Origin of the sequence: Kitasatospora sp. NPDC093558, from assembly GCF_040683475.1 — a bacterium.
GTDB lineage: Bacteria > Actinomycetota > Actinomycetes > Streptomycetales > Streptomycetaceae > Kitasatospora.
Genome location: NZ_JBFBDY010000195.1, coordinates 1 through 11,143, shown reverse-complemented (window position 1 = coordinate 11,143; position 11,143 = coordinate 1). Strand labels below are relative to the sequence as shown.

Genomic DNA, 11,143 nt, shown 5'->3' with positions numbered 1-11,143 from the left:
CGCGGAGAACCCTGCGGACTCCGCCCCGAGACCGGTCGGCACCGGACTCGGCGAGCTCGCCCCGCCGCGCCCGCTCGGCGCGCCGCAGCTGCCCGCGCCGGCCGTCCCGGCCGAGGCCCGCACCGCTCCGCGCGCGATCGCCGAGCTGCCCGCCGGCGGCAGCGTGAACCTGGACAAGCCCGCGGGCGAGGACCAGGGCACGCGCCGGCTGCTGGTCTGGCCCGAGCCCGACCCGGCCACCAAGCAGGCCCTCCAGGAGCGCGGCTACCGCCCGGTGATCGTCCGCTCCCGCGAGGAGGTGGACGCCCAGGTCGCCGGCTTCCCCGCCGCGCTCTTCGTCGACCCGCTGACCGGCCCGATCACCCGCACCGCCCTGCAGTCGCTGCGCACCGCGGCGCTCAACAGCCGGGTCCCGGTGCTGGTCACCGCCGGCCTCGGCCAGGCCACCCGGGACGCCGCGTACGGCGCCGACCCGGCCGTGCTGCTGCGCGCCCTCGCGCCGCGCGACGGCGAGCACCACGCCCCGCGCGTCCTGCTGGTCGAGAGCGACCCGGACATCGCCTCCGCGATGATCAACAGCCTGGAGCGGCGCGGCATGCACGTCGAGCACGCCACCGACGAGAACGACGCCGTCTCCCGGGCCAGCAGCGTGCAGCCCAACCTCGTGGTGATGGACCTGCTCCAGATCCGCCGCCGCCGGGTCGGCCTGCTCGACTGGCTGCGCGCCAACGACCGGCTGCACCGGACCCCGCTGGTGGTCTACACCTCGGTCGACCTCGACCCGCGCGAACTGCCCCGGCTGCGCACCGGCGAGACGGTGCTGTTCCTCGCCGAGCGCTCGACCAGCGCGGACGTCCAGTCCCGCATCGTCGACCTGCTCGGGCGGATCGGCGCGATGGGCGAGGCCGGCGTCGCCGCCGCGGGCTGAGCACGGCTGAACACGACTGCGCACGGCTGAATACGCCGAGGGCCGGCCGCCCGATCGGGGTGGCCGGCCCTCTGCGTTCCTCCGGTCACTCCTTGCCGAGCACCGTCACGTCTAGCTCGTCCGCCGCGTAGCTGGCCCGGATCACCTTCTTGTCGAACTTGCCGACCGAGGTCTTCGGGACGGACTCGACGATCGACCAGCGCTCCGGCAGCTGCCAGGAGGCGATCCGCCCGGCCAGGAAGGCCCGCAGCTCGGGCAGCCCCACCGTGGCGCCCGGGCGCAGCACGACGGTGGCCAGCGGGCGCTCGCCCCACTTCTCGTCCGGGACGGCGACGACGGCGGCCTCGGCCACCTCGGGGTGGGCCATCAGCTGGTTCTCCAGGTCGACCGAGGAGATCCACTCGCCGCCGGACTTGATCACGTCCTTGGCGCGGTCGGTGAGGGTCAGGTAGCCGTCGGCCGTGATGGTGCCGACGTCGCCGGTGCGCAGCCAGCCGTCCTCGGAGAACTTGTCGTCCGGGCGCAGCGGGTCCTGGCCGGCGCCGCCGTAGTACGCGCCGGCGATCCACGGGCCGCGCACCTCCAACTCGCCCGCGGCGACGCCGTCGTGGGGCATCCGCTCGCCGCCGGGGCCGATCAGCCGGGCCTCGACGGAGGCCGGGAAGATGCCCTGGGTGATCCGGTAGGGCCACTCCTCCTCGGGGGTGAGGCCGCCGGGCGGCTGGGCGAAGCAGCCGAGCGGGGAGGTCTCGGTCATGCCCCAGGCGTGGATGACGTTGATGCCGTGGCGCTCCTCGAAGCCCTTCATCAGCGACGGCGGGCAGGCGCTGCCGCCGATGACCACCATGCGCAGGCTGGAGGTGTCGTAGTCGCCGGCGTCGAGCTCGTCGAGCAGGCCGCTCCAGATGGTGGGGACGGCGGCGCTGACGGTGGGCCGGACGGCGGCGATCATCTCGGCCATCGGCTTGGGCTGGAGGAAACGGTCCGGCATGAGCAGGTTCGCCCCGGACATGAAGGCGGCGTGCGGGATGCCCCACGCGTTGACGTGGAACATCGGGACGACCGGCAGCGCGGTGTCGCGCGGGGTGAAGGCGAAGTTGTCGCCGGTGTTCACCTGGAGGCAGTGCAGGTAGACCGAGCGGTGGCTGTAGAGCACGCCCTTCGGGTCGCCGGTGGTGCCGGAGGTGTAGCAGAGCACGGCGGCCTGCCGCTCGTCGATCTCGGTGCTCCACGGGTACGTGGTGGGCCGGTCGGCGATCAGGTCCTCGTACTCGTGGACGGTGCCCGCGAAGCCGGCCAGCAGCGAGCGGTCGCCGGGGCCGCTGACCACGATGTGCTTGAGCGTCGGCTTGAGCTCCGGCAGGACGGCGGCGAGCAGCGGCAGGACGGTGCCGTTGACGATGATCACGCGGTCGGCGGCGTGGTTGACGATGAACGACAGCTGCTGGGCGGGCAGGCGCAGGTTCAGCGTGTGCAGCACGGCCCCCATCGCGGGGACGGCGAGGTAGGCCTCCAGGTGCTCCGCGTTGTTCCACATCAGCGTGCCGACGCGGTCGTCGCCGGCGACCCCGAGCTCGTCGCGCAGCGCGTGGGCGAGCCGGGCGGCCCTGGCCCCGACCTCGGCGTACGTCCGGACGACCGGCCCGGTGCCGTCCCAGGTGGTGACGGTGGACCGGGCGTGGATCGTCGACCCGTGCTCCAGGATCCTCGCGACGGTGAGCGGTACGTCCTGCATCGTGCTGAACACGGGTCCTCCTTGACCTGGCGGCACTGGCGGGTGCGCGGACGGCACCTACCGGGCGGTAATGGGCGCGGACGTGCCCGATTGTGCCGTTCCGTCCGGCTGCTGTCAGCATCCTGACTCCGTTGCACGGATCACGGACGGGGAGGGTGGAGGGGGCGGCGGTGTGCCGCCGGCCGCGCGCGATACTGGGCGGCATGGACGAGAGCCAGGACGGCCCGCGGCTGCAGTGGGAGCCGGTGCGGTTCCGGGTGCCCTGCCCGAGCTGCTCGGGCGGCGTGCGGATGCGGGCGCGGCTGGGCGTGCGGGACGGCCGGACGGGGACCGGCCACATCACGGAGACCTGCCCGGACTGCTTCGGCCGGGGCTGGCTGCCGTTCGGCGACTGACCCGCCCATCCCGGCGGTCGGCTCAGAAGGCCGCGGGACCGTCGACGTAGTCGCGGTCGACGGTGAGGGTGACGCCGCCGTGGGTGTCCTTGACGTTGCCCTGGTACTGGTGGGCCCGCTGGTGGTAGACCCACAGGTCGCCGCCGAGCGGGGCCGGTGCCTTGGTGTCGGCGTGGCCGTCCCACTTGGCGTACCAGACGGCGTCCGGCAGCGGGGAGCTGCCGGCCCAGGCCGCGGCGGCCAGGTCGGAGATGCCGGAGGCGAAGCTGGAGTAGAAGCCCGAGGTGTAGCCGCGATCGTGCAGTCCCGCGGTCCAGCCGAGGGCGAAGTCGACGACGGCCTGGGCGCAGGCGGTGTCGTTCCTCGGGTAGGCCTCCATGTCCACGTAGACCGGGTTGCCCGGCCCGAAGCCGAGCGCCTGCAGCCCGCGGACCGCCTCGTCGGCCTCGGCGCGGCCCTGCTCGGCCGCGTGCGCCGGGTCGATCCGCTGCGGCCGGCGCGCGGGGTCGAGGCACGGCGCCTGGGACCCGGCGTGCACCGGCAGGAACCGCCAGCCCATCGCCCGGGCCTGGCGGACCCAGTCGGCGGTCAGCCGGGACTGGGCGCAGGCGCGGTGGGAGCCGCTGGTGTAGATCCCGATCGCGCTGTACGAGGACTGGTCCCACCACGTCTGCATGGTGGACAGCGGGGGCGCGGTGCAGACGTCGAAGGCGAGGCCGCTGAAGGCGCCCCGGACCTTGGGCGGGCCCGCGCGGTCGGGCAGCGCGAGCGCCCGGATGCGGGGGACGGCGACGGCGACCGGGGCGGTGGCCTCGGCGCTCACGCCCGTCCCGTCGGTGGCCAGCAGGAGCACGAGGGAGGCGGCGACGAGGGCCGTGGGGCGGAGATAGCGCATCCGGCCTTGATACTGACGGACCATCGGATGAACGCCGCAACCACGCCGTACGGCCCGTCGACGCCCACCCTTTCGGTGGCACCCGTCCGCATCCGTCCACATTTTGGTAACGAGCTTGCCCGTTCTGCACTCCTTACGGCAGACTCGTCACCATGCCCACCTCCATGCCCGGCGAAACCGCCACCCCGACGCCGGCCACCGCGGCCGTCGCCGAGGCCCTTGCCATGCCGCCCGCCCCCAAGGGCGAGCCCGCCGGCGAGCGCGGCAGCTGGCGACGAGGCGAGGCGCCCGGCCCCGCGGCACCACCCGACCTCCGGCCCGGGCGGCCCACCGGCCGGCTCCCCAAGTTCCTGCGGCGCCCGGAGAGCATCCCGGCGCCGCTTCTGTGTCTGACCGCGATGTTCCTGGTGCAGACCGGGATCGCGCTCTCCAAGCCGCTCTTCGGACCGCTCGGGGTCAGCGGCACCACGTTCCTGCGGCTGGGTTTCGCGGCGGTCATCCTGCTCGCCGTCACCCGGCCGAAGCTGCGCGACAAGCGTCCGCGCGACCTCGCCGCGGCGGCCCTGCTCGGGATGGCCTCGGCCGGGATGACCTTCCTGTTCGCCGGGGCGGTCGACCGGCTGCCGATGGGCACCGCGGCGACCATCGAGTTCCTCGGCCCGCTCGCCGTCGCGCTGGTCTTCGCCCGGCGGGCCAGCCACCTGCTGTGGGCACTGCTCGCGGCGGGCGGGGTCGCGCTGCTCACGCTGCTCGGCGAGGGCGACGGCGGCGGGGCGCTGGACCCGGTCGGCCTGCTGTACGCGTTCGGCGCGGCCGCCTGCTACGCGCTGTACATCCTGTTCACCGACAAGGTCGGCGCCGCGTTCCAGGGCTTCCAGGGCCTCGCGGTGTCGATGACCGTCGGCGCGATCACGCTGGCGCCGTTCGGCCTCGGCGAGGCGTGGCACGGGCTGACCGCGCCGGACGCCTCGCCGGTGGTGCTACTCGCCTCGGTGGCCGGGGTGTCGCTCCTGCTGCCGGTGATCCCGTACGCGCTGGAGATGACCGCGCTGCGGCGGATGCCGCAGCGGGTGTTCAGCGTGCTGGTCAGCCTGGAGCCGGCGGTCAGCGCGCTGGTCGGTCTCGTGGTGCTGGGCCAGCTGCTGGGCGCGACGCAGCTGGCCGGGATCGGCTGCGTGGTGGCGGCCAGCGTCGGGGCGACGCTGACCGGGCGCAGGTGAACTCCAGCTAGGGCCGTGGCCGGGTAGGTTCGCCGCGCTGCGACGCCCGGCACGGCACTACGGCCAGAGCAGGGTGCGGGACCACTCCGGGGTGCGGACCGGGCCGGTGCGGGTGTAGCGGAGGCGGATGTGGCGGCGCTCGGCGTCGCCCTGCCAGTACTCGACCTCGTGCGCCCACAGCGTGTAGACGGCGTGGCCGGCCGCGACGGTGTCCGGCGTGGCCTCCAGGCGGCGGCGGGCGACCGCGACCGCCTCGTCGTACTCCTCCAGTGAGGCCAGCGGCTCGCTCTGGCGCCCGACCAGCGCACCCACCCGGGCGGCCGGGGAACGGGTGGCGAACTCGGCGGCGGCGACCAGGTCGGCGGCCCGCTCGACGGTGCCGCGGACCCGGACCTGGCGGCCCAGCTGCGGCCAGTAGACGGTCAGCGCCGCGGCCGGGTGGTCGGCGAGCTGACGGCCCTTCGGGCTGTCGGCGGCGGCCGAGAACACCCAGCCGGTGCCGCTCGCGTCGACGTCGCGCAGCACGAGCACCCGGGCGTCCGGCAGGCCGTCGGCGTCGACCGTGGAGAGCGTGACCACCTGCGGATCGAGCACGCCGGCGTCGAGGGCCGTGGTCAGCCAGTCCGCGAACAGCGGGCCGGGCTCGGCGGGGGCGGCCTCGGCGTCGAAGGTCGGCAGCGGCCGGGCCATCGGCGGGCGGCCGAGCAGCAGCTCGGGCACGGACCTCGGCTCCGGCCGGTGCTCGTCCCGCGGCTCGGGCCGCGACTCGGACCTCGGATCCGGGCCGGGTGCGGACCCGGCCTCGCCGGGGCCGGTCAGGCCCTCCTCGTCCGCTGCCATCGCGCCCTTCCTTCCGGTCGCCGCGTCCGCCGCCGCGGCCGGCCGGGCGTTCCTGAACCCGGGCGCGCGCGGTGTGCTGTCGGGCGCAACCGTACCGCCGCCGTCGGACGACGCCGGGCGCGGGCCCCGGCTGTACGCACCCGGACGGATGACGGCGCCGACCTGCGCGGGTGCTCCGGCAGCCCCGGGCCCGGACGCACGCGTGGGCGGTGCCGGTGACGGCACCGCCCACGTGGCCGGTTCGCGGTGACCCTTTCCGCTGGCCGGTCTTGCGCTTCGTCTCATCGGTCCCGACCGGTCCGAGCCCCGCCACGGGCGCTCAGCTCACCCGCGGCCACCCACCTCCGGCGCCCCCGCCGACGGTGGATCCCGTCCCGGTCGTCCGCCCGGATCAGTGGAGGATCGGCGCGAAGACGATGTTGACGTTCTTGTTGGCCTGGTCGGCCAGGATGACGCCCGCGTTGTCCTTCGCGGCGAGGGTGTTGCTCTGGTTCGAGGCCCCGGAGCCGGTGGCGGTCTGCTGGGTGTTGACGTAGTTGCCGTCGACCCCGCCGAAGACGTTGCCGGTGCCGACGTTGGAGACGACGCCGGCGTTGGAGCCGGCGCCCGACACCGCGCCGTTGTCCGCCGCCGCGGCACCGGCACCGGCGAGCAGCAGGCCGGCCGCGAGCGGAGCGGCGACCAGGAAACCGGCCACCCGACGGGTGTGGATGCGAGCCATGAAAGCCTCCAAGTAAACGGTAAATCGTGCAATGTGTGCGGGAGTTCGCCGGCCAGACGAACACCTGCGGGCTGCGACGCCGAGAGACAGACTTCCGCAACAAATCGACAAAGCACCACCCGATGGAGCACTTTTCGCCCATTAGCGTGATATCCACCAAGGCCGCGCATAACGGGGCGCCATCGGGACAGCGCCCCGACACACCAATGCTGAGCTGGGATTTCATCCGGACAGACGCCCCGCAGGGCACCGCGCGAGGCCGCGCGAAGGAGCGTACGGAAAAATCACCGCACCACCCTGGGCGCACGGACCCGGGAAACACGCCCCCGAAAAGTTCGACGACCTACCCATGTCGACATTCGGCGGCTTTTTACGACCATCGTTCGGATCGCCATTCCGACCATCATTCAGAAATGATGCTGAGACCGTCGGAACATCAGACCATCTTGCCTGGATTGAGGATTCCCAGCGGGTCGAAGACCGCCTTCAGCTGCCGCTGGAGGTCCAGCGCCACCGGCCCCAGCTCGCGCGCCAGCCAGTCCCGCTTGAGCAGCCCGACCCCGTGCTCGCCGGTGATCGTGCCGCCCAGCTCCAGCCCGAGCGCCATGATCTCGTCGAAGGAGCGCTGCGCCCGGGCCGACTCCTCCTCGTCCGAGGCGTCGAAGATGACGATCGGATGGGTGTTGCCGTCCCCCGCGTGGCTCACCACGCCGATGGTCAGCGCGTGCCGCTCGGCGATCGCCGCGACGCCGTTCAGCATCTCGGCCAGCCGCGAGCGCGGCACCGCCACGTCGTCGATCATCGTGGTCCCCAGCCGGTCCAGGGCCGGCAGCGCCAGCCGCCGGGCCGCCAGCAGCAGCTCGGACTCCGCCTCGTCCTCGGCCGGCACCACCTCGGTCGCCCCCGCAGCCCGGCACAGCTCGGCCACCCTCGCCAGCTCGGCGGCCCGGTCCGGCCCGTCGAAGGCGACCAGCAGGAGCGCCTGCGTGGACTCCGGCAGGCCCATCCGCCCCAGCTCGTTGACCGCCCGCACACTGACCGCGTCCATCAGCTCCATCAGCGACGGGGTCAGGCCGCCCGCCATCACCGCGCAGACCGCTGCCCCGGCGGCATCGGCGCTCGGGAACTCCGCCGCCAGCGCCAACTGCGGCGGCGGGGCGGGCCGCAGCGACAGCACCGCGCGGACCACCACGCCGAGCGTGCCCTCCGAACCGACCAACAGCCGGGTCAGGTCGTACCCGGCCACGCCCTTGGCCGTCCGGCGGCCGGTGGACAGCAGGCGACCGTCCGCGAGCACGACGTCCAGCCCGAGCACGTACTCGCTGGTGACCCCGTACTTGACGCAGCACAGGCCGCCCGCGCCGGTGCCGATGTTGCCGCCGATCGTGCAGGACTCCCAGCTGGACGGATCCGGCGGATAGGCCAGGCCCAACTCGGCTACCGCACGGGAGAGTTCGGCGTTGACCACGCCGGGCTCGACGACCGCGATCCGGTTCACCGGGTCGATCTCCAGGATGCGGTTCAGCTTCACGAGGGAGAGCAGGATGCAGCCGTCGACGGCGTTGGCGGCGCCGGAGAGCCCGGTCCGGGCGCCCTGCGGCACGACCGGGACGCGCAGGGCGGTGGCGGTCCGCAGGACGTGCTGCACCTGCTCGACGGTCTCCGGGAAGACGACCGCGGCGGGCGCCCCGGCGGCACAGAACCCGGCCATGTCGTGGCGGTAGGCGTCCAGGACGTCGGCGTCCACGACGACCGCCCCGGGCGGGAGCCCCTGCGCCAGCCGATCCGTCAGATCACCCATCGCCGCCTCCGCTCACCGTCCGCAGTCGTCCCCCGCACTCTGCCCGCCGGGACCAGGCCCGGCAAGTGGGCCCTGCGGGGCGGAGGGTGGGGGGCGGCTCCGCCGGAGAGGGGCGGGTGGGGGTTGGGGTGGGGGCAGGGGCGGACCCGGCAAGTGGGCCCTGCAGGGTGGAGGGTGGGGGGCGGCTCCGCCGGGGAGGGACGGGTGGGGGTTGGGGTGGGGGCCGGAGGTGGGTGGGACCGGGCCTCTGGGGGCCCGGTCCCTGGGGTGGCTACTTCGGCTCGACGGGTTCCTGGAGTTCGGTCACCCAGTGGGCCGGGTCGTCCGGGCACTCCAGGTAGAGCTCGCGGGCGTAGCCGGCGGAGCGGTAGCCGTTGGCCTCGATGAAGTGGGCCAGCGCCTGGAAGCTGCCCATCGCGCCGTCCATCGCGCCGCGGTGGACGACCGTCGCCGCGTGGTCGAGCGCGGGCAGGTCGACCACGTCGAAGTCGTGCTCCCCCGCCCGCACGCCCGACCCGACCGGGACCGCGGCGCGGACCAGCACGGCGCCGTCGCCCTCCGGGGCGTCCTCGTAGCGGGCCACGGCCGGGCCGGTCCCGGCCACCCCCGCCGCAGCCATCCGCCGGCACAGCTCCGCGAACAGCGGGCCGATCACCGGTCCGATGTCCTCCGGCTGGTAGCTCGCCGCCACCGCGCTCAGTTCGGCCGCCCGGACGGACGGCACCGCCTTCACCACGACCTCGTGTGTGGACATGGTCCCCTCGCTCTCGATCGTCCGGAGCCTCGCCTGCACCCGGGCCAGCCGCCGCGTGTCCGCCGCGATCGCCTCGGCCAGCTCGGCACGCCGTAGCCGCAGCATGCCGCGCAGTTCGGCCGCGTCCACCTCCTCGTCCAGGACGGCCCGCACCTGCTGGAGTGTGAAGCCCAGCTCCTTCAGCGCGATCACCCGGTTGAGCCGGGCGAGTTGGGCCGCCTCGTAGAAGCGGTAGCCGCTGCCCGGGTCGACCCGGGCGGGGTGCAGCAGCCCGATCGCGTCGTAGTGGCGCAGCATCCGCACCGACACCCGGCCGTGCTTGGCGAAGTCTCCGATGTTCAACATGGTGCTCCCAGTGCACGGCCTTCCACGGTGTCAGGGTCAAGCGCCGCTGCCCGGAAAACGCGAAGGCGGGTGCCGACTCGATGTCGGCACCCGCCTTGAGCAGGTGTTTTCCCCTACCAGCGGAGAGCGTGGGATTCGAACCCACGGTGACGGGTCACGCCACGACAGTTTTCAAGACTGTTCCCTTAGGCCGCTCGGGCAGCTCTCCAGGCGGAGGTCAGCCTAACGGGTCCGGCGGGGTTCGGTGCACACGGTTTCCGCGCGTGGGTCAGCTCGGGGTGTCGCCCTCGCGCGAGCCGAGGGTGACCTTGGTGGTCATGGTCTGGCCGTTGCGCTGGTACTCGACGTCGACGGTCTCGCCGGGCTTGTGCGTCCAGATCCGGCTGACCAGGGCGGGGCCGTTCTCGATCGGGGCACCGTTGAGCTTGGTGATGACGTCGCCGGGCTTGAGGCCGGCCTTGTCGGCGGCGCCGCCGGGGGTGACGGCGGGCTGGCCCTGGATGTCGCGGGTCTGGATCTGCGCGCCGTCGCCCTTGTAATCATCGTTGCGCAGCACCTGGAGCTGGGCGTAGACCGGCTTGCCGGTCTTGATCAGGGTGTCGGCGACCCACTTGGCCTGGTTGATCGGGATGGCGAAGCCGAGGCCGATGCTGCCGGCCCGCCCGTTGGCGGAGGCGTTGGACTGGATCGCCGAGTTGATGCCGACCACGGCGCCGCTGGAGTCGAGCAGCGGGCCGCCGGAGTTGCCGGGGTTGATCGAGGCGTCGGTCTGAAGGGCGTTCATGTACGAGGCCTGGGCGCCGGTCTCGTCGCCGGAGGCGACCGGGCGGTCCTTGGCGCTGATGATGCCCTTGGTGACGGTCGACTCCAGGCCGTACGGGGCGCCGATCGCGATGGTGGCGTCGCCGACGTTGGCCTTGTCGGAGTCGGCCAGCGTGAGCGGGGCCAGCTTGTCCTTCGGCGGGTTGTCGATCTTGACGACGGCCACGTCGTAGCCCTCGGCGCGGCCGAGCACGGAGGCCGGGTAGGAGGAGCCGTCGGCGAACTTGACGGTCAGTTTGCCGCCGCTGCCGGTGACGGCGGGCGCCACCACGTGGTTGTTGGTGAGGATGTGGCCCTCGGTGTCGAAGACGAAGCCGGTGCCGGTGCCGGACTCGCCGTTGCCCTGCGCCTTGATGGTGACGACGCTGGGCAGCGCCTTCTTCGCGATGGCGGCGATCGAACCGGGGGAGGGCTCGTTCTTCTCGGTGTTGCTGGCCTGGACGGTGGTGCTGCGGTGGTCGTCCGCGGTGGCGACGGTGTTGTCGTGGCGCGAGACGGCCACGCCGACGGCGCCGCCGGCGATGCCCGCGACGAGGGCGACGGCCGCGATCAGGGCGACCAGGCCGCCGCGCTTCTTGCGGGGACCGCCGGGGGCCTCGGTGTGCCGGCGCTGGATGAACGGGACGGCGCCCTCGAAGCCGGTGCTGTACGAGCGCTCGCGGCCGAAGCGGTTGCGGTAGCGGACCT

10 protein-coding genes and 1 tRNA gene are annotated in these 11,143 nt (G+C 73.6%); 3 read left to right on the top strand and 8 right to left on the bottom strand.

Translation table 11 applies throughout. From position 1 onward, the window contains the following. Positions 1 to 928, top strand: a 928-nt coding sequence (locus AB0O00_RS19550; protein WP_363653395.1) for a response regulator, incomplete at its 5' end; no start/stop codon positions are given. Positions 929 to 1,013: 85 nt separating this feature from the next. Here AB0O00_RS19550 and AB0O00_RS19545 read toward each other — a convergent pair. Beyond that, entirely contained in the window at positions 1,014 to 2,675 is a 1,662-nt protein-coding gene (locus AB0O00_RS19545; RefSeq protein ID WP_363653394.1) for a long-chain fatty acid--CoA ligase, read from the bottom strand. Between the two features lie 191 nt (positions 2,676 to 2,866). Between AB0O00_RS19545 and AB0O00_RS19540 the strand changes: the two genes are divergently transcribed. After that, positions 2,867 to 3,058, top strand: coding sequence for a hypothetical protein (locus AB0O00_RS19540; RefSeq protein WP_363653392.1), 192 nt, complete (start codon positions 2,867 to 2,869; stop codon positions 3,056 to 3,058). A gap of 22 nt (positions 3,059 to 3,080) precedes the next feature. Here AB0O00_RS19540 and AB0O00_RS19535 read toward each other — a convergent pair whose 3' ends face one another. Further along, on the bottom strand, positions 3,081 to 3,953 hold the full coding sequence (locus AB0O00_RS19535) for a DUF1906 domain-containing protein (protein WP_363653391.1): 873 nt from the start codon (positions 3,951 to 3,953) through the stop codon (positions 3,081 to 3,083). A gap of 152 nt (positions 3,954 to 4,105) precedes the next feature. Here AB0O00_RS19535 and AB0O00_RS19530 point away from each other — a divergent pair, with 152 nt between their 5' ends. Then, positions 4,106 to 5,173, top strand: a complete 1,068-nt coding sequence (locus AB0O00_RS19530; protein ID WP_363653389.1) for an EamA family transporter — start codon at positions 4,106 to 4,108, stop codon at positions 5,171 to 5,173. A 57-nt stretch (positions 5,174 to 5,230) separates the two neighbouring features. On the opposite strand, the gene AB0O00_RS19525 is transcribed toward AB0O00_RS19530, so the two are convergent. The 6 genes from AB0O00_RS19525 to AB0O00_RS19500 all read right to left on the bottom strand — a co-directional run. Beyond that, the gene (locus tag AB0O00_RS19525; RefSeq protein ID WP_363653387.1) at positions 5,231 to 6,013 is read right to left on the bottom strand and encodes a pyridoxal 5'-phosphate synthase; all 783 of its coding nucleotides are present in this window, start codon (positions 6,011 to 6,013) and stop codon (positions 5,231 to 5,233) included. 391 nt (positions 6,014 to 6,404) lie between these two features. Then, positions 6,405 to 6,734, bottom strand: a complete 330-nt coding sequence (locus tag AB0O00_RS19520) for a hypothetical protein (RefSeq protein WP_363653385.1) — start codon at positions 6,732 to 6,734, stop codon at positions 6,405 to 6,407. A gap of 436 nt (positions 6,735 to 7,170) precedes the next feature. Continuing rightward, positions 7,171 to 8,535 (bottom strand): FAD-linked oxidase C-terminal domain-containing protein, encoded by a 1,365-nt coding sequence (locus tag AB0O00_RS19515; protein ID WP_363653383.1) that lies wholly within the window; start codon positions 8,533 to 8,535, stop codon positions 7,171 to 7,173. Between the two features lie 271 nt (positions 8,536 to 8,806). Further along, positions 8,807 to 9,634, bottom strand: a complete 828-nt coding sequence (locus AB0O00_RS19510) for a MerR family transcriptional regulator (RefSeq protein ID WP_363653381.1) — start codon at positions 9,632 to 9,634, stop codon at positions 8,807 to 8,809. Positions 9,635 to 9,754: 120 nt separating this feature from the next. Beyond that, positions 9,755 to 9,842: transfer RNA gene (locus tag AB0O00_RS19505), tRNA-Ser, on the bottom strand. A gap of 60 nt (positions 9,843 to 9,902) precedes the next feature. Then, positions 9,903 to 11,143, bottom strand: a 1,241-nt coding sequence (locus tag AB0O00_RS19500) for a trypsin-like peptidase domain-containing protein (protein ID WP_363653379.1), incomplete at its 5' end; no start/stop codon positions are given.